Source organism: Streptomyces sp. 3214.6, assembly GCF_900129855.1.
Lineage (GTDB): Bacteria > Actinomycetota > Actinomycetes > Streptomycetales > Streptomycetaceae > Streptomyces > Streptomyces soliscabiei.
This window is the reverse complement of the sequence record NZ_LT670819.1, coordinates 5,415,344-5,433,302: the sequence shown is the minus strand read 5'-3', so window position 1 is coordinate 5,433,302 and position 17,959 is coordinate 5,415,344. Positions and strand designations below refer to the sequence as shown.

The 17,959-nt window shown below is 70.4% G+C and carries 19 protein-coding genes and 1 pseudogene; 8 read left to right on the top strand and 12 right to left on the bottom strand.

Features of this window, described 5'->3' with window-relative positions; genetic code table 11:
• The first annotated feature begins 60 nt into the window (after positions 1-60).
• Both B5557_RS24595 and B5557_RS24590 read left to right on the top strand, forming a co-directional pair.
• Positions 61-636, top strand: coding sequence for a TerD family protein (locus B5557_RS24595; protein ID WP_055636540.1), 576 nt, complete (start codon positions 61-63; stop codon positions 634-636).
• Between the two features lie 265 nt (positions 637-901).
• Positions 902-2,545 (top strand): N,N-dimethylformamidase beta subunit family domain-containing protein, encoded by a 1,644-nt coding sequence (locus B5557_RS24590; protein ID WP_231976021.1) that lies wholly within the window; start codon positions 902-904, stop codon positions 2,543-2,545.
• 50 nt (positions 2,546-2,595) lie between these two features.
• Here the strand turns inward: B5557_RS24590 and B5557_RS24585 are convergent, their stop codons facing one another.
• The 7 genes from B5557_RS24585 to B5557_RS24555 all read right to left on the bottom strand — a co-directional run bounded on the left by B5557_RS24585 (position 2,596) and on the right by B5557_RS24555 (position 6,637).
• Complete coding sequence (locus tag B5557_RS24585) at positions 2,596-3,276, bottom strand: Fic family protein (RefSeq protein WP_231976020.1); 681 nt, start codon at positions 3,274-3,276, stop codon at positions 2,596-2,598.
• Positions 3,254-3,961: a hypothetical protein gene (locus B5557_RS24580; RefSeq protein ID WP_079664974.1), complete on the bottom strand. Its 708-nt coding sequence runs from the start codon at positions 3,959-3,961 to the stop codon at positions 3,254-3,256. Before B5557_RS24580 ends, B5557_RS24585 begins: the two co-directional genes overlap by 23 nt.
• Before the next feature lie 172 nt (positions 3,962-4,133).
• Positions 4,134-4,601: a hypothetical protein gene (locus B5557_RS24575; protein ID WP_079661484.1), complete on the bottom strand. Its 468-nt coding sequence runs from the start codon at positions 4,599-4,601 to the stop codon at positions 4,134-4,136.
• 19 nt (positions 4,602-4,620) lie between these two features.
• Positions 4,621-4,869, bottom strand: coding sequence for a hypothetical protein (locus B5557_RS24570; protein ID WP_079661483.1), 249 nt, complete (start codon positions 4,867-4,869; stop codon positions 4,621-4,623).
• Between the two features lie 225 nt (positions 4,870-5,094).
• A complete protein-coding gene (locus tag B5557_RS24565; RefSeq protein WP_159424426.1) occupies positions 5,095-5,565 on the bottom strand; it encodes a ribosome-inactivating family protein in 471 nt (156 codons plus the stop codon).
• Positions 5,562-5,975 (bottom strand): hypothetical protein, encoded by a 414-nt coding sequence (locus B5557_RS24560; RefSeq protein ID WP_159424425.1) that lies wholly within the window; start codon positions 5,973-5,975, stop codon positions 5,562-5,564. The genes B5557_RS24565 and B5557_RS24560 overlap by 4 nt, the downstream gene beginning before the upstream one ends.
• A 236-nt stretch (positions 5,976-6,211) precedes the next feature.
• Complete coding sequence (locus B5557_RS24555) at positions 6,212-6,637, bottom strand: IS5 family transposase (RefSeq protein ID WP_231976019.1); 426 nt, start codon at positions 6,635-6,637, stop codon at positions 6,212-6,214.
• A gap of 252 nt (positions 6,638-6,889) precedes the next feature.
• Between B5557_RS24555 and B5557_RS24550 the strand changes: the two genes are divergently transcribed.
• On the top strand, positions 6,890-8,089 hold the full coding sequence (locus B5557_RS24550; RefSeq protein ID WP_231976018.1) for a serine hydrolase domain-containing protein: 1,200 nt from the start codon (positions 6,890-6,892) through the stop codon (positions 8,087-8,089).
• A 136-nt stretch (positions 8,090-8,225) separates the two neighbouring features.
• Positions 8,226-8,771: pseudogene (locus B5557_RS24545) on the top strand (NUDIX hydrolase); the annotation flags it as partial.
• Between the two features lie 19 nt (positions 8,772-8,790).
• Here the strand turns inward: B5557_RS24545 and B5557_RS24540 are convergent.
• Entirely contained in the window at positions 8,791-10,233 is a 1,443-nt protein-coding gene (locus B5557_RS24540) for a M1 family metallopeptidase (protein ID WP_079661478.1), read from the bottom strand.
• 131 nt (positions 10,234-10,364) lie between these two features.
• Between B5557_RS24540 and B5557_RS24535 the strand changes: the two genes are divergently transcribed.
• Positions 10,365-10,865: a hypothetical protein gene (locus B5557_RS24535; protein WP_079664973.1), complete on the top strand. Its 501-nt coding sequence runs from the start codon at positions 10,365-10,367 to the stop codon at positions 10,863-10,865.
• Positions 10,866-10,994: 129 nt separating this feature from the next.
• Here B5557_RS24535 and B5557_RS24530 read toward each other — a convergent pair whose 3' ends face one another.
• Entirely contained in the window at positions 10,995-11,702 is a 708-nt protein-coding gene (locus B5557_RS24530) for a pentapeptide repeat-containing protein (RefSeq protein WP_079664972.1), read from the bottom strand.
• A 202-nt stretch (positions 11,703-11,904) separates the two neighbouring features.
• On the opposite strand from B5557_RS24530, the gene B5557_RS24525 reads away from it, so the two are divergent.
• Together B5557_RS24525 and B5557_RS24520 are read left to right on the top strand one after the other, a co-directional pair.
• Positions 11,905-12,888, top strand: a complete 984-nt coding sequence (locus B5557_RS24525) for a zinc-binding dehydrogenase (protein WP_079661477.1) — start codon at positions 11,905-11,907, stop codon at positions 12,886-12,888.
• Between the two features lie 44 nt (positions 12,889-12,932).
• The gene (locus tag B5557_RS24520; RefSeq protein ID WP_079661476.1) at positions 12,933-14,468 is read left to right on the top strand and encodes an MFS transporter; all 1,536 of its coding nucleotides are present in this window, start codon (positions 12,933-12,935) and stop codon (positions 14,466-14,468) included.
• A gap of 74 nt (positions 14,469-14,542) precedes the next feature.
• Here the strand turns inward: B5557_RS24520 and B5557_RS24515 are convergent, their stop codons facing one another.
• The 3 genes from B5557_RS24515 to B5557_RS24505 all read right to left on the bottom strand — a co-directional run bounded on the left by B5557_RS24515 (position 14,543) and on the right by B5557_RS24505 (position 16,986).
• Entirely contained in the window at positions 14,543-14,752 is a 210-nt protein-coding gene (locus tag B5557_RS24515; RefSeq protein ID WP_079661475.1) for a hypothetical protein, read from the bottom strand.
• 116 nt (positions 14,753-14,868) lie between these two features.
• Positions 14,869-16,278, bottom strand: coding sequence for an NAD(P)/FAD-dependent oxidoreductase (locus tag B5557_RS24510; protein ID WP_079661474.1), 1,410 nt, complete (start codon positions 16,276-16,278; stop codon positions 14,869-14,871).
• 9 nt (positions 16,279-16,287) lie between these two features.
• The gene (locus B5557_RS24505) at positions 16,288-16,986 is read right to left on the bottom strand and encodes a rhomboid-like protein (RefSeq protein ID WP_079661473.1); all 699 of its coding nucleotides are present in this window, start codon (positions 16,984-16,986) and stop codon (positions 16,288-16,290) included.
• Here B5557_RS24505 and B5557_RS24500 point away from each other — a divergent pair.
• Complete coding sequence (locus tag B5557_RS24500) at positions 16,964-17,860, top strand: aminoglycoside phosphotransferase family protein (protein ID WP_443031365.1); 897 nt, start codon at positions 16,964-16,966, stop codon at positions 17,858-17,860. The two genes, B5557_RS24505 and B5557_RS24500, sit on opposite strands and share 23 nt — an antisense overlap.
• Positions 17,861-17,959: the final 99 nt, after the last annotated feature.

Below are 17,959 nucleotides of genomic sequence, written 5' to 3'. Positions count from 1 at the left end.
CTTCGTGCCCGTACGAAGCCCCGTACGAAGCCGTACGCAACGAGGGAAGGACTCCCAACCATGGCTGTAAGCCTGTCCAAGGGTGGCAACGTCTCGCTCACCAAGGAGGCTCCGGGCCTGACCGCCGTCACCGTGGGCCTCGGCTGGGACGTCCGCACCACCACCGGCACGGACTTCGACCTCGACGCCTCCGCGATCGCGGTCAACACCCAGGGCAAGGTCTACTCGGACGCCCACTTCGTCTTCTTCAACAACAAGCAGACGCCGGACCAGACCATCGTCCACACCGGCGACAACCGCACCGGCGAGGGCGCGGGCGACGACGAGGCGATCAACGTCAACCTGGCCGGCCTCCCGGCCGACATCGACAAGATCGTCTTCCCGGTCTCGATCTACGACGCGGAGAACCGCTCGCAGAACTTCGGCCAGGTCCGCAACGCCTACATCCGCATCGTCAACCAGGCCGGCGGCGCCGAGATCGCCCGCTACGACCTCTCGGAGGACGCGGCGACCGAGACCGCCATGGTCTTCGGCGAGCTCTACCGCAACGGCGCGGAGTGGAAGTTCCGCGCAGTCGGCCAGGGCTACGCCTCGGGCCTGGTCGGCATCGCCCAGGACTTCGGCGTCAACGTCTGAGTCAACGTCTCAGTCAACGTCTGAGCCACCCGGGCGTCACAGGACGTTCGAATATCTGAGGCATCCCAGGCAACCTCACCGGACCGCCCGCCCTCTCTTTAGAGGGCGGGCGGTCCGCGTTTGACCAGCGGTTTGACCAGCCGCTTGACGGTCACGGCCCCTGACTCGCAGTACAGCAGAGGGTTTTGACAGTCCACACGACCGTGCGAACAAGTGAACAGCGCGTGTGCGGATCGTGTGCCGGTGCCAGGGGGGCCTGTTCCGCATGTCCGACGTCAGGAAGTCCGTCGTCAGCAAGGCCGGCAAGGCTGGCAAGTCCGGCGTCAGTGAGTCCGGCGTCAGTCGTCGCAGGGCCATCGGCACGCTCGGGGCAGGGGCCGTGACCGTCACCGGGATCGGGGCGGCGTACGCGTACCGCGAAGCGCCCGCGGGGTCCCCGCCCTCGTCCCCGCCGCCGGTGCGCAAGGCAACCGCCACGGGCGCCAACCCGGTGGCGAGCGAGAACGCGCACGCGGGAACAGCGAGCTGGAACGTTCCTCCGGAGGACCGCCTCAGCACCAAGGACCGCGTGGGACAGATCCAGGGCTACGCCTCGACGACATCCGTCGCCCCCGGTGAGCCGATCACCTTCCACGTGTCCGTACGGACACCGCAGCCCTTCCGCATCGCCGTCTACCGCCTCGGCCACTACGACGGCGCCGGCGGCCGCCTGATGACCACCGGCCCGCGGCTCACCGGCTCCCGGCAGCCCACCCCCGTCCCGCACCCCGGCACCGGGGCCATCGTGTGCGACTGGCGCCCGTCCTGGACGCACCGCGTCCCCACCACCTGGGTGTCGGGCGTGTACATGGCCGTCTTCCAGGCCGAGGACGGTCACCGCAGCTGCACGCCGTTCGTCGTCCGCGAGCCGAACCGCGCGGCGGACCTCCTGGTGGTCCTCCCCTTCACCACCTACCAGGCCTACAACCAGTGGCCGCTGGACGGCCGTACCGGCAAGAACCTCTACAAGGGCTACGCCCGCCCCGGGGTCGTCGGGAACAATGCCCACCGCGCGTTCCACGTGTCGTTCGACCGCCCTTACTCCGACCACGGGCTTCCCCGGTGGGCCGAGTTGGACCTCGCGTTCACGCGCTGGGTGGAGGCCGGCGGCCACGACGTGACGTACGCGACGAGCGTCGACCTGCACGAGGGACGGATCGACCCGGAGCGCTACACGGCGATGATCTTCCCCGGCCATGACGAGTACTGGTCGAAGCCGATGCGGGACACCGTGGAGAAGGCGGTGGACGCCGGCACGCACCTCGCCTTCCTGGCGGCCAACAACATCTACTTCCACGTCCGGCTCACCGACGCGCCCGACGGCACGCCGGCCCGCACCGTCGCCTGCTACAAGCAGACCGAGGACCCCGCACCCGACGCCAGCGGCCCCACCGAGCGCTGGCGCGACCTGGAGGACGAGCACGGCAAGAAGCGCGGACGCGCGGAACAGGGCCTGCTGGGCGTCCAGTACAACGGCATCCTGTCCGAACCCGCGCCCCTGGTCGTCCGCGAGCCGGGCCACTGGTTCTGGGCGGGCACCGGGCTCAAGGACGGCGAGGAGATATCCGCCCTCGTGGGCGGCGAGGCCGACGGCTACGACGACAGGATGCCCTCGCCCGAGGGCGCCGAGCGCACCCTCCTCTCGGAGTCCCCCTACGGCGACTCCTTCGGCAAGGACGGCGGCCGTGGGCGGCGCATCCAGAACACCAGCCTCTGTGAACACGAAAACGGCACGCTCGTGTTCGTAGCCGGCACCTTCCTCTGGCCACTGGCCCTCCAGGACCCGGCGCACCACGACCCCCGCGTCGAACGCGCGACCCGCAACCTCATCCAACGGATGCTGGAAGCGCGCCTGCAGACCGAGGTCTGACCGGTTGGTCCGACTGGACCCGGTGGACCGGTTGGGGAGTCGCGGTCGGTCTACGTGCGGCGGCGGTTGAGCACGCCGATGAGCGTGGCCAGGTCGGTGGCGCCCGCCGGGTCGTCCGCGTAGCGGATGGTCTGCAGGGGCCAGACCTCGGGCAGGACGACGTCCTCGCGGGCCAGGACGTGGACCAGGGTGAGCAGGGCCGCACGGGCGTTGCCGTCCGTGAAGGGATGGAAGAACGCCACGTCGAGATAGACACGGGCCGCGCGGCCCGCGAGCGGGACTGCCGGATCGGCCGCCTCGTGCAGGCAGGCGGCGAAGTCCGCTTGGGTACGCGGAGTCAGGCCGTAGCGCTCGCGGCCTGCCTTGGCGTAGGCGTCCCCCGTACGGAACGGCGCGTTCGCCGTGCCGAGGACCTCGCGCTGCCAGGCGGCCAGCAGGGCGAAGCCGAGCGGGGCGCGGCGTGCGGCGTCGGCGAGGGCCAGGCCGTGGGCGCGGAGCAGACGCTCCGCGCGGACGGGGTCGCGCCGGCGGACGGGCCCCGCGCACCAGGTCCGGAACCCGTCCCGCCCGGGCAGTCCCCGCTGCAGGGCCGGTGCGCGGTGCCAGTCGGCCGCCCGGCGCACGCGCAGCCAGGTCGCGAGGCTGTCAGCGACGTCCGCAGGGGCGGCGGCGTCCGCAGGGGCGGCGGGGTCAGCGGGGGCGGCGGGGTCAGCGGGGGCGGCGGCGGTCATGGAACTCCTCCAGGGCGGCCCGCTCGCGGTGGTCCTGGTAGGGGAGCCTGCCGGTGAGGGTGACGGCGAGGTCCTCTCCGACCGAGTCGATCAGTGCGGGTCCGGGGGTGACCCAGCTCTCGAACCGGCCGCCGATCGCGGTCTCCACCGCCCGGTCGGCCTCAGCCGGGTCCACTCCGGTGCTGGTGAGGAACCAGCGCAGGGTCAGTCCGGCGAGCCCTTGCCAGCCGCCCTCCGCACCCGAGTCCAGTACGCGCGTCACGAGCCGGACCGAGGCCCGCTCCAGATGCCAGCTGCGTTCCTCGGGGGAGGCTTCCGGCGACGGCGCCAACTGCGCGAAAGTCTGCGCCAGTTGTTCCAGCCACTCCCGCCACTCAAGCAGGGCGGCGACGACGCGGGCGGCGGTCTCCTCGGGCGTCGTCACCGACGTGGCCCCGGTGACCCAGCTGCCGATGACCCCGCCGTGGCGATAGCACCAGTTCCATCCCTGGGCCCAGTTCCCGTAGCGCTCCCGGATGATCGCGTCCACCTGGCTTTCGCACCAGTACTCGCCCTGCCACCACCCCGCCATGCCGGAGAGGACAGGGGGCACCCATTCGCGGACCAGTGCGCAGAGCCGGGTCTCCTCGTCCTCGTCCCACACGAAGGGGTGGCGGGCCGGATCGAGACCCTCCCAACTCAACATGAACCTGGGATCGGCCCGGGGCACACGGTTCTCGGGAAAGGGCAAGATGTGCCGGTTGTACGCCAGTGCCGGGCCCCTCTTTCTCTCCGCTGCGACGAGGCCGACAGTCTCAGCCCGCGCGCACCGGCTCGGCCACTGGATTTCGGATACGCGGGCCCCCTGCCCATTCACCTCACCTCCTCCGCATCCCGCTTTGAGCAGGGCACGGCAGATCCGGTGCCGCGCGGTTGGGTGAGCAGGTGACCAGGGCCAGGGAGAGGTAGGCGGGGCGTTCGAGGTAGAAGCCCAGGGATACGTCACGGCCCCACCGCAGCCGTTCTGCCGCGGAGTTCGCGTACCGGGCCAGGACGGCCGGGGCACGCTCCGCGTCGGAACCGAAGCGGGGCGCGTAGTCGGTCAACCGTTCCGCCAGCCAGGCGGCGGCCTCCTTCGGTTCGTCCCAGGTGCCACGGACCACCGTGCCCGGCTTCATCAGCCAGAGCGCCGTCTCCAACGGCGGCAGATCGGACGCGGGGAACTCCGCGGCCACCTCGCGATACCGCTGGAACAGTTCCGGCCGCCTGCTCCCCGCCGGGGGTGGATCGGGGTGCGGGGGCCGACGCAGCGCCTCCTGGTCGAAGTCGACACAACCCTTGATCATCTCGCGGTGGCCGCACGCGTCAGGCGTCGTAGTACTCGCCGTCGTCGCCCTGAACCCGTGCGTCCAGCACCGTCGCCACCTGGCACATCGTCGCGATCACCGCATCGCTCGGGTTCTTGGACACGATCCGGCCGGCGGTCCACCACATCGGGGCCATCGCGAGGCCGGGGTCATCAGCGACCACCGCTTCCCATTCCGCCGTGCTGATGTCCTGGCCTTCTTCAGCCCACCAGTCCACACGCCGCGTGATGTGCACGTCGCAGCCCATGGGCAGCCACGGTAGACCGGGAGACCGGAGGAGGTTCGCCGCCGCCGACACCCGTTCAGGGAAGTGCCGCTGCCATTGGCGATCCACAAGCTGCCGGTCGGATTGGCGGTGTCTCCGCCGTGCCAGGCCGTAGGGACGAGTATGCGGGTGCTGCCCGGGCGGGGCGACAGGGACGCGCTCGGGGCGACCCTCCGGCTGTCGCAGGCGGCCCGCCCGGGCTCCATGTCAGGGGTTGCTGTGCATGATGTGTCCGTTGGCCTCGATGAAGCCGATGTAGTAGAGCACGGCCGCGATGGTGGCGACGGTGTGGCCCATGACGGTGATGGTCGCCGTGGTCGGATCCCTGCGGGCGTTGCGGATGAACTGGCTGATCTCCCCCCACTGGTTCTCCACGTTGGCGGCCAGGATGTTTTCGCGGTTCTCGTTGACGTAGTTCAGCGGCCGGTTCCGGCCGGGGCGCTCGATGTTGCCCCGGACGACGTCGAAGACCACGCCGAAGCGGGACGCCTCCGAGAAGATCTGGATCGCCGTCAGTAGTGCCCGCCCGGTCGTGTCGTTGTACGCCGCCGCGCGGCCGAGGGTGCGCATGTCGTTGTAGATGCGCTCGGGGTTGAGCTGCAGGCTTCCCCGGTCGTTGCCGCCCGGGATGTTGCTGTAATTTCCGCTGGCGATCCGGTGGTTGGCGGCGACCGTCACGCCCAGCGCGTTCTGGAACTCGTTGATCCGGTCCTGGAACGCCCAGTGGATGTTGGTCTGCGGGGAGTAGGGGAGTAGAAGCCCGCGACGTAGAGGTCGTCCGCCCAGATGTAGACGGACGTGAGGTGGACGTTGTTGGTGTCGAGGACGCGCACCTGTACGAGGCGGCCGCGTTCGGTGGTGGTCTCGGTGACGCCGTTGAGGCCGGTGGGGTCACCGTAGGTGCGCCGGTGGATGGCGTCGATCAGGTTCCAGTAGTTCTGGTGGGGGATGCTTCCTCCCGCGGTGATGTTCGAGATGTGCCAGTCGATCACCTGGTAGTTGGTCGCGGACGCGGTGCCGCTGAGCGCCGTCACCAGGCCCATGGAGATGGCCAGGGTCAGCAGGGCTGAGCAAAGTCGTTTCAGCACGGTCTTCTCGGTCTCCCGGATGGAGGCCTCGGGTCAAGGCCTGTCGCGGCACGAGGCTAGGAGCCGCCGTGCCCGAGGAGTCGACCGTCCGTGCACCACCATGTGCTCGAGAATGCACTGCCTGAGAGGAGAAGTGACGAAAACTCATGTGGGGGGCGGCCGTCGTCGGCCTCCGCGGATGAAGTCGGTAGGGCGCCGACTTCATCTTCGCGACGGGGATCGGGTTCGGCCGGTGGTCAGCCCACCCCGGGAGCGTCCGAGACCGTGGTCGTCCGGCTCGGTGAACAGACCACCGGGCGGCTCGATCTGCAGATCCTTTTTTTGCGGGCACCGGCCGCATGCTGGTGGGCGCGGGCGATGGTGGAGTCCACCGAGACGTCCCAGGTGATCTGTCCCTCGGCATCGGCCCGGGCCTGCAGTTGCTCGAAGATGCGGTGCCAGGTGCCGTCCCGCTGCCAACGGCGGAACAGTCCGTACACCGTCCCCCATGGGCCGTACCGCTCGGGCACGTCCCGCCACGGAGCACCGGCGCGGGTGCGCCAGCGTATGCCGTCTATCAGCTGCCGCTTGGTGTGTACCGGCGGTCGTCCGGACTTCTTCCCAGCAGGGAGCAGGGGCTCCAGCTTCGCCCACTGCGCATTCGTCAGATCGCACCTCCCCATGAAGTGGATCTTGACACATCAAGATCCACTTCTGAAAACGCCCTAAGCCGCACACAGATGGCTGCCTTCGAAGCTGTAATTGGCCTCACTCAGGGGGTCAGCACCACTACCAAGCGGGGGTTACCCCCATTACCTGCCGTGCCTCCACTTCGTAGCGTGATCGTCGTTCCCAATTCTGTTCGATTCGGTGGAGGAATAGCGACAATGAGGCACAGGCTTCGTCGGCGGGGTGGCCAGCAAGGGAAACGCCTCATGGCCCTGGCGACGCTCACCGCGGCGATTGTTTCGGGGATGATGGTGCCGGGAAGTGGGCCGGCCGTCGCGCACGCAGTGGTGGAGCCATCCGTTCGCAGTGCCACCGCGTCACTGCGAAGTGACCTCGAGAAATATCTGGACGCTCAGGGCACTAAGGATCATTTCTCAGCGGTCTCCCTTCGGGTGACCTATGCCGATCAGCGACCTGATATCTCGGTCGATGCGGGGACGTCCCGCTACGGCGGTGGTCGACCGGTGAGCAGCAAGGCGCTGTGGCAGATAGGCAGCAACACCAAGGCGTTCACGTCCGTGCTGCTGCTTCAACTGGAGGCCGAAGGAAAGCTGTCCATACGGGACAAGCTGGGAAAGTGGCTTCCCCAGTATCCGGCGTGGCGCGATGTCACCATCAAGCAACTGCTGTCGATGACCAGCGGCATCCCCAGCTACACCGAGCAGAATCCGTTCCTGAAGGATTTCGACGCCAATCCCTCCACGCGCTTCACGCTGGAGCGCCTGATGTCCTATGTGGAGGGCCTGCCACTGGGTCCCGCGAAGTACGAGTACTCGAATACGAACTACCTCCTCGCGCAGATGATTGTCGAACGAGCGTCGCGCGATACTTACCATGAGCGGCTCGCCGAGCGCATCATCGAACCTCTCGGAATGAACGACACCTGCCTCCCCCCGGACTGCCCTGCGGACACGGCCTCGCGCATGCCGACGCCGTACTCCACCCATTCCGTCCTGCCGAAGCATCTCAACAAGTCACTTCCTCGGCTCCGCCTGTCCTGGGCGCAGGGGGCGGGTGGCCTGGTGAGTTCACTGAGAGACATGACGGCTTGGGACAGGGCGCTGTACAGCGGTCGACTGCTGCCCTCAGCGCAGCAGCGCGAGCTGGAGTCCCTGGTCTCGGCGAAGACGAGTAAGCCCATCAAGAGCGTCACGGCCGACGATCCCATCGGTTTCGGGCTCGGTGTCGTGAAGTTCGTCCATCCTGTGGCCGGGACGGTCTGGGCCTATGAGGGGGCCACTTTTGGAAACCGGGTGCTGCACATGTACTTCCCGAAGACTGGCATGATCATCGCAATTGCTGTCAACAGCGCCGTTGGCGAAGGGGACACGCTGCCCGACCTCGCCGGTACCGTCTACAAGACTCTTTCGGCGCAGAAGGCACAGGCTCTCCCACGGCACCAGTAGCCCGGAGCCAGCTGCGTGACGTCCAGGTAGCTGCACTGCGAGGTCTGAGCTCCCTTCTTCGGCAGGCCGTGATGCGGCCATTCTTCGCGGTGGCGACGAGGTACGACAAGCTCGCCGTCCGCTATGAGGCGACAAGGGGCTCGCCTTCTGGACCGCCCACGGATACGAGGTCATCGGGCATCGCGCCGATCTCCAACTCGGGCGGCCCTGCGCCGTGTTGCGCAAACCGCTCAGCAAGGACCGTCGTGCCGGACGCGTCGCCGTCGTCGATCCCGGCGGGGCCGTTCTGCTCCTCCGGTACTACAACGTCGAGGACGGCTTCCACTGGGCGCCGGCCGGGGGCGGGTTGGAGGAAGGGGAGTCACCGCGCGAGGGCGCCCTGCGTGAGCTGCGCGAGGAGACCGGGTGGACGGATCTGGAGCCCGGGTCCCTGCTGTGCACCTGGGCGCACGAGTTCACCCGCGTCGGCATCCTCGTCCGGCAGCACGATCACATCTTCGTCACCGCCGGGCCGCGCCGCGAACCCACCGGCTCCGACCTCGCGACCGCCCACGCCACGGACGGCATACTCGGCTGGCGCTGGTGGACGCGCGAGGAACTCGTGGTGGGGGCGGAGCCGGTATGGCCGCCCGATCTCGCCCGGCTGCTCGACGCGTGGGAGGCGGGTGCCCCCCGTCCGTGAACCGGGTCGTGCCCCTCCCTCACGGGCGGGCCGGTTTGCCCTTCCCGTACAGCCAGTCCGTCCAGATCTCGTCGAAGTCCGTGTCCGGCGCCGCCTTTTCGACGTAGGCCGTGAACGCGTCCGTGTCCGCGTTGCCGTGACGGTGGGCGGCCGCCCAGCCCTGGACGATGTCGTAGAAGACGTCGTCGTCGTCGACGGCCTGGCGGATGCGGTGGATCACCATCGCGCCGCGCTGGTAGACGGTGTCCTCGTCGGAGATGTGGGCCGCGCTCGTGGGCTTCGCGGGCGGGACGGCCCACAGGTTCTCGTAGTCGTCCTCGCCGTGGTCGTACAGCTCCGTGAACGTCTCCTCCGCCGTGGCGCCGCCGTCTTCCTCCGTCCACAGCCACTCGGCGTAGGTCGCGAAACCCTCGTTGAGCCACATGTCCTGCCAGCTCTTCGGGGTTACGGAGTCGCCGAACCACTGGTGGGCGGTCTCGTGGACGAGCAACTCGATGGCGGGGGCGCCGGGGAAGACGGGGCGGTTCTGGGTCTCCAGGGCGTAGTCGACGTCCTCGGGGCGGTCGACGATCGCGCCGGTGGAGGAGAAGGGGTACGGGCCGAAGCTGTCCTGCGCCCACTTCATGACCTCGGGGAGCCGGGCGAGCACCTTACGGCTCGCGGCCGTCTGCGTCGGGTCGACCGCGACGTACACCGGGAGCTCGTCCTCCTCCGGCGAGGAGCCGGGGACGGTGGAGCGGGTGACGGTGTAGCGGCCGATCGCGAGGGTCGCCACATAGCTCGCCATCGGCTCCGCGGTGTGCCAGGCGAAGGTCCGGCGGCCGTCCGCCGTCGTCCGCTCGCTCCTCAGCTCGCCGTTGGAGACGGCCGTCAGCTCCTTCGGAACGGTCACCGTGACGTCGTACGACGCCTTGTCCGCGGGGTGGTGGTTGCCGGGGAACCAGGCCATGGAGCCCGTCGGTTCGCCGAGGGCGAGGGCACCGTCCGCGGTGCGCAGCCAGCCCTCCTTCGAACCGTCCGGGTCGGTGATCGTGCGCGGGCTGCCGGAGTAGCGGACCTGGACCTGGAAGGTCTCGCCCTCGGCGAGGGCGTCGGCCGGGCGGACGGTCAGCTCCTCGCCGTCCCGCTCGTACTCGGCCGCGCCGCCCTCGACGGTCACCTTCTCGACTTCCATGCCCACCAGGTCCAGGTCGAAGGCGGCGAGGTCCTGCGTCGCGCGGGCCGTGATGGCGGCGGTGCCGGCGAGGCGGTTGCCGTCGGGGGTGTAGGCGAGGGTGAGGCCGTAGTGGGAGACGTCGTAGCCGCCGTTGCCCGCCTTCGGGAAGTACGGGTCGCTCAGGCCCGGGGCGCCGGACGGGCCCTCCGTGTCCGCGTCGTCGTCGCACGCGGTCAGGGCGAAGGTCAGGGTCAGGGCCACGGCCAGTAACGCAGCGGTCGGTACAAGGCGTACGGATCGGGACATGTCAGCGATCTTATGGGGACGGCCGGGTCGGGCGCGGGGAATGTCGGGCCGGGCACCGGAGCCATCGGGCACCGGAGCCATCGGGCACCGGAGCCATCGGGTGGGTGCGGGGCCGTGACACCATCGCCTACGTGCTCGACATCGGCTACGCCCTCTCCAACCGTTTCCCGGACCCGCCGCAGACGGACTACCGCCGCGCGGACGTCCACGCCCTGCGCCACGACCTGTTCTGCGGCGACGTCTACCTCGCCGACACCAAGGCCGACCGCGAGGTGTCCACAGCCTGGGGATGGGTGCCGGTGCTGGACTTCGCGTGGGCGCTGTGCGACATCGTCGAGGGGATCGACCAGGACCCTGCCGGTTCCCGCGCCTCCCGCCCCCAGTACGCCGAACTGGACTTCACCGAGTCCACCGACCGCATGCTGTTCGAGCGCCGCTTCGGCTGGGTGGACATCGAGGCGGACTGGATGCCGGCGGAGGAGCCCCCGCTCACCTTCTCCCACGCCGAACTCCGCCGCGAGGCCCGCGACTTCCTGCACGACCTCCTCGCCGACCTGATCGACCTGCACGAGGACCTGGGCGAGAACCCGGCGATCTGGACACTGCAGGCACGCTTCCCACGCCTGAAGTAGGCCCCGGCCGCCGACCCGACCAGTCGCGCTGTCCCGCAGCCCCGAAGTCCTGCAGTCCTGCAGTCCTGCAGTCCTGCAGTCCTTCAGTCCTTCAGTCCTGCAGTCCTTCAGCCTTACGCCAAGACCCCCTCAGCCCTCCACTCTGATCCCCAGCTCCGCCGCCAACACCGGTGCCAGGTCCAGCAGTTGGGATGGGCTGATCACCGCGCCCCGCAGGCGGTCCACGCCGCCCGCGAGGCCCAGTTCCGCGGCGCCGCGCAGGTCCACGTCCGTCAAGGTCGCGGCGGTGAAGTCGGCCGCCTTCAGGGCGCAGTCGACGAACTCGACGCGCTCCAGGCGGGCGCCACCGAAGTCCGGTTCGACCAGGACGCAGCCCTCGAAGACGACGTCCCGCAACCGCGCCTGCCGCAGGTTCAGATAGTCGATCTTGCCGCCGCGGATCACGACCCGTTCCAGGACGGCGCCGTACAACTGGGTGCCGCCCAGGCGGGCGTCGACCAGCTCGACGTCGCGCAGGGTGGCCTCCGCCAGGTCCGTGCCGACACCCCTTATGCCGGTGAGGACCGAGTCGAGGAACCGGCTGTGCCGCAGCCGGGTCTCGTCCAGCGCGCAGCCTCTCAGTGCGCAGTCCATGAAGCGGGCGCCCGCGCCGTCCTGCCCGGCGAGGTCCAGCTCGCCGAACTCCACGCCGTCGTAGTCCCCCTCGGGCTCCAGCTCGCCGCCCCCGTACGGCTCCAGCGCCGGCAGCCGCAGCTCGGGACGCCGCGCACCCTTCACCGCCCCGGCCCCGCTCGTCCCACTCGTCCCGCCGGTCCTGCCGGCCCCTGTCCTCGCCATGTCCCCCATGCTGCACCCCACCACTGACAATCCCCCGCAGCCCCTCATCCCCTGCCCACTGCCCCCTGCCCCTGCCCCCTTGACCTCAACCAACCTTGAGGTTGAAGGCTGGAGCCACTCCGACCACCACCCACCACCCACCACCCACGCCCACGCCCACGCCCACGCCCACGACTCCCACGACACCCACGGGGGGACCCGCATGTACGCCATCCGCCTCCACGCCTTCGGCCCCGCCGAGAACCTTCTCCTGGAGGAGGTCGACGACCCCGTGCCCGGACCCGGCCAGGTCCGGGTCGCCGTCGAGGCCGCAGGCGTCCATCTCCTGGACACCGCCCTGCGCGAGGGCATGCGGGGCGGCCCCGCCCCCGTGCCGACGACGCTGCCCACGATCCCCGGCCGCGAGGTCGCCGGCGTCGTAGAGGCGCTCGGTGAGGGAGCGCCCGGCACCTGGCTCGGCAAGCGTGTCGTCGCCCATCTCGGCTTCGCGCCCGGAGGGTACGCGGAGCTCGCCGTCACCGACGTCGACCGCCTGCACGAGATCCCGGCGAACCTGGACGCCGCCCAGGCCGTCGCGATGATCGGCACGGGCCGGACCGCGCTGGGGATCCTGCAGTTCGCCGACCTCGGACCCGACTCCGTCGCCGTGGTGCCCGCAGCCGCCGGCGGCATCGGCACGCTCCTCGTGCAGTACGCGAAGAACGCGGGCGCGACCGTCGTCGGACTGGCCGGGGGACCCCGCAAGACAGCCCAGGTCGCGGGCAACGGCGCCGACCTTGCCGTCGACTACACGGACACCACCTGGCCCGCCGGGGTCCGAGCCCACCTGGGCGGCCGGGCCGCCACGGTCGTCTTCGACGGGGTGGGCGGGGAGGCCGCCCGCGAGGCCGTCGCCCTCCTCGGCCCCGACGCTCCCCCGGGCGCCCACCTCGTCTTCGGCTGGTCGGCGGAGGGCATCCGCGACGGAAAGGGCCACTTCGTCGAGGGCGTCTCCCGGTCGGTCCTCGGGCCCGTGATGATCGAGAAGGCCGGCGGTCTCCGCGCCCTCGAAGTGCGCGCCCTCGCCGAAGCCGCCGCAGGGAGGCTCACCCCGGCCGTGCAGACGTTCCCGCTCGCCGAGGCGGCCGCCGCACACCGCGCCCTGGAAACCCGCGGAACCACCGGGAAGGTGGTGCTGATGCCGTGACCACGGGGGATGCATTACGCCACGATTCGTGGTCTTCTGGGCTGATGAGTGGCACCCATACAGGTGAACCCTCGACGGAACCGGACCCGGAACCGGAGTCGCAGCCGGAGCCGCAGCAGCCGGACCCCCACCGCTGGTGGGGTCTGGTGATCATCGCGCTCGCCCAGCTGATGGTCGTCCTGGACGTGACGATCGTGAACATCGCGCTCCCTTCCGCCCAGCGCGACCTGGGCATGTCCGACGGCACCCGCCAGTGGGTCATCACCGCCTACACCCTCGCCTTCGGCGGCCTGCTGCTGCTCGGCGGCCGCATCGCCGACCTCGTGGGCCGCAAACGCACCTTCGTCATCGGGCTGATCGGCTTCGCCGCCGCCTCGGCGCTCGGCGGCGCGGCCGTCAGCCCCGGGATGCTGTTCGGCGCCCGCGCCCTCCAGGGCGCCTTCGCCGCCCTACTCGCCCCCTCGGCGCTGTCGCTGCTGACGACGACGTTCACCGACCCCAAGGAACGCGGCAAGGCGTTCGGCATCTACGGCGCCCTGGCCGGCAGCGGCTCGGCGATCGGGTTCATCGTCGGCGGGCTGCTCACCGAGTACCTGAACTGGCGCTGGTGCCTGTACGTCAACGTGCCCATCGCGATCGTCGCCGTGTTCGGCGCCTCCGCCCTGCTGCACAGCCGTCCCGGCCACCCGGGCGCCCGCCTCGACGTGCCCGGTGTGCTGCTGGGCTGCGGCGGCCTCGTCGCGATCGTCTACGGCTTCAGCGAGGCCGAGCCGCGCGGCTGGAGCGACCCGTTCGTGCTGTCCCTGTTCGCGGTCGGAGTGGTCCTGCTCACGGCCTTCGTGTGGTGGCAGACCAGGGCTCCGAGCCCCCTTCTCCCCCTCCACATCGTCAAGGACCGCAACCGCGCGGGCTGCTTCCTGACCATGGGGCTGGCCGTCATCGGCATGTTCGGCCTGTTCCTGTTCATGACCTACTACCTACAGGTCATCCTCAGTTACTCCCCCGTGAGGACCGGCCTCGCCTTCCTCCCCCTCACCCTCGCGATCATCATCGGCTCCACCCAGATCTCCGCCCGGCTGATGAACCGCGTGCCGCCGCGCATGCTGATGGTCCCCGGCATGCTCCTCGCCTCCGGCGGCATGGTGATCCTCACCCGGATGACGGTGGACTCGTCCTACGCCACCGAGATCCTGCCCGCGCTGATCCTGATGGGCCTCGGCATGGGCCTGACGTTCATGCCGGTCTTCTCCACGGCCACCGCCGGGGTCGCCCCGCACGACGCCGGCGTCACCTCCGCCACCGTCAACACCGCCCAGCAGGTCGGCGGCTCCATCGGCACGGCCCTGCTCAACACGATCGCCACCACGAGCAGCACCGCCTACATCGCCGCCCATCTGACGGGCCCCGCCCGCAGGGCGCAGGTCGCGGCGGTGGGCACCGTGCACGGCTACACGGTCGCCATCTGGTGGGCCGCCGGCATCATGCTCCTGGCCGGCCTGGTCGCGGGCCTGATGGTGACGGCCAAGCCCCCGAAACACGACGTCCCGGCCCGCGAGGCCGTACCGGAGTCGGTGAACTGAACACGTGGAAGCGGAAGGGGAGCAGGGAGAGGCGGCACGACGGCCGCCCCCTCTCCCTCACTCGTGACAGCAGATCACCGGCGACAGGTCACCCGGCGACCGGCGTCCCCCGGATCGCCGAACGGCGCGGCGGCGAGCGGCGTGCACGCCGGGTCGACGGGATCGTCGGCCTGGGCGGGGCCCGCCGCGGTGAGGCCGAGCAGCGAGGCGAGCAGCGGGACGGCGGCTGACAGCGCGGCCGCCCGCCGCCGTCTCGCAGGCGGACAGGAATCGGCGTCGGTCATCTGAATCCCCCCTGGATCATTGGTCGTTGAGGCGATGGTCGCACACAGGTACGACACAGCTCTCGCGGGTTTCCAGGGGGCTGGGAGACGAAAAACGGGCGGGCTCCGCCGACACGTCAGTGGCGCCCCGCCACCCGGTCCGCGATCCGTGCCAGTCGTGACGAGTTGGTCGCGTGGCGCTCCGTCTCCCGGCGGTCCGCCGCCCGGTACGTGGCGTACATGCCCTGCACGCCCAGCCAGCGCAGCGGCTCCGGCTCCCATCTGCGGACCTGGTGACCGACCCAGGGGAGCGCGGTCAGCTCGGTGCCGCCCGCGTCTCCCGAGTCGAGCCGGACCAGATCGCGCAGGGTGCGGGCCGCCAGGTTCGCGGTGGCCACGCCCGAGCCGACGTAACCGCCCGCCCAGCCGAGGCCGGACGCCCGGTCCAAGGTCACCGTCGCGCACCAGTCGCGCGGCACACCCAGCACCCCCGACCAGGCATGGTCGACGCGCACCCCGGCCAGCGCCGGGAAGCAGGCGACGAGGATCTCGCGCAGCGCCCGGACCGTCTCGGGCTGGGTCCGCCCGTCGTTGTCGGTGCGCGAACCGAAGCGGTACGGCACACCGCGCCCGCCGAGCGCGATCCGGCCGTCGGCCGTGCGCTGGGCGTACAGGTAGGCGTGCGCCATGTCGCCCAGCGCCTCGCGCCCCTGCCAGCCGATGGTCGCCCACTGCTCCGGCGTGAGCGGCTCGGTGGCGATCATCGAGGAGTTCATGGGCAGCCAGGTCCGCTTCTCGCCCTTCAACGCGGCCGTGAACCCCTCCGTGCAGCGCAGCACGTACCGCGCACGCACGGTGCCGTACGGCGTCACGGCCCGCCCGGCGGCGATCTCCGTCACCGGCGTCGACTCGTGGATCGTCACCCCGAGTGCCTCGACGGCCGCCGCCAGCCCCTTCACCAGTTTCACCGGGTGCACGCGCGCGCCGTGCGGGGTCCAGCTCGACCCCACGGCCCCCGCCACCCGCACCCGCTCGGCAGTCTCCCGGGCGCCGTAGAGCTCGCGGTCCCGCTCCCCGTACGACAGCTCGTGCGCGTGGAAGTCCTTCAGGCGGGCCAGCTGCGCGGGCGTCCGGGCCACCTCCAGCACCCCACCCTGGTGGACGTCGGCGTCGATGCCCTCCTCCGCCACCGCCCGGACGACGTCGTCCACCGTCTCGTTCATCGCCCGCTGCAGCCGTACGGCCGCCTCGTGCCCGTGCAGGGCGGCGTACCGGTCGCGGCCCGCGATGCCGTTGTACAGCCAGCCGCCGTTGCGCCCCGAGGCGCCGTAGCCGCAGAACCGCTGCTCCAGGACGGTGACGTCGAGGAGCGGCGCCGCCTTCTTCAGGTAGTACGCCGTCCACAGCCCGGTGTACCCGCCGCCGACGATCACGACGTCGGCGGACCTGTCACCGGCGAGCGGCTCCCGCACCGCCGGAAGGCCGTCGTCCGCGAACCAGAAGGAGATGCCGCCATTGACCACGCCACGCACCGCACCGCTGCTCATGGCCGGACGCTAACCCGGCGGCACGGCCGCTGTCTCCTTCGGATTCCGTAGCTTTCCGCGCCCTCTGACCAGCGGATAACACGCGAGTCCGATGAGTACGGAGACGAAGTGCCCGAAGTCGGTGAAGGTCGGCCCGGCGGTCATCGGGACGGTGTAGACGAACAGGACGACCGCGAGATACCCGTACCGCCACGGCGCGGGGAGCCGGTAGAAGAGCACCGCCACCGCCCCCGCCAGCGCGTAACTCACGCCGACGTCCAGGGTGTTGACCGAGGACTGCGGGGCGAGCCCTTCGCGGATCGCCCTGGCCAGCGCGCCCTCGCTGATCAGCGTCGCCAGCACATGCGCGGCCGCGCACACCGCCAGCCAGCGCGCGGTCCCCAGCCACCGCTCCACCTGGGCGTGGAAGACGGAGTACAGCACCACGTACGGCAGCCAGTGGCCGCCGTCGATCCACATCGCGCTGGCGACCAGCACCCGCACCGGATGCCGGGACAGCTCATGGATGTTCGTGGACCGCTGCCGCAGGAAGTCCTGTTCGAACTCCGGTGACATGTGGTGCAGGGCGACCGTGGTGAAGAACAGGATCGTCAGCCAAACGTACGTGCCGGGCGCGCTGCGGACATACGCCCACACCGCCCGACGGACGCCGGAAACTCCGCTGAGCCGTTTCACGCAGCCCAGTATCGTCCGGGAGGTGATCGACATTCCGGACGCACTGGCGACAGAACAGGTAAAGATCAACGGCGTGGTGGGGCGGGAGTTCATCGCCGTTCTGCCGGACCTGGCGCGCGAGTTCCTCGACCGCTGGGAACTGCGCGTCGACGGTCCGTCCATGCACGGGGTGAGCGCGCTCGTCCTGCCGGTCCTCTCCGCCGCCGACGGCACGCGGGCCGCACTCAAACTCCAGATCCTCGACGAGGAAAGCGCCGGCGAACCGGTCGCCCTGCGCATCTGGAACGGCGACCGTGCCGTCCGGCTGCTCCGGCACGACGAGCCGACGGGCACGATGCTCCTCGAACGCCTCGACCCGGCCCGCATGCTGTCCCACGTCGACGACGTCCACGAGGCGGTGCTCGTCATAGCCGATCTGCTGGCCCATCTGACGGCCTTCCCGGCGCCGGCCGGCCTGCGCGGGCTGGGCGACATAGCCGGGGCCATGCTGGAACAGACCCCCTGGGCCCTCGAGCGGATCCCCGACCCGGACGGCGCCCGTCTGATCGCCGACTGCGCGGCCGCCGTACGCGAGGTCGTCGCCGAGCCCGGCGACCGGCTCCTGCACTGGGACCTGCACTACGAGAACGTCCTCGCCGCCGAGCCCAGCGCCCCGGCCCGCACCGCCGCCGCCGACCGCGCCACCTGGCTCGCCATCGACCCCAAGCCACTGGCCGGCGACCCCGGCTTCGAACTGCTGCCCGCCCTCGGCGACCGCTACGACCCGGCCGACGTGCGATGGCGCTTCGACGCGATGACCGACGTCCTCGGACTCGACCGGGAGCGGGCACGGGCCTGGACCCTCGGGCGCGTCCTCCAGGACTGCCTGTGGGAGATCGAGGACGGACGGCCGCCGGAGCCGGAGTGACTGGAGATCGCCCGCCTCCTGCGAATGAGCTGACTCTCCCTGACTCCCTGACTCGCTGACTCCCTGACTCGCTGCCTCACTTCTTGCTTCTTGCTTCTT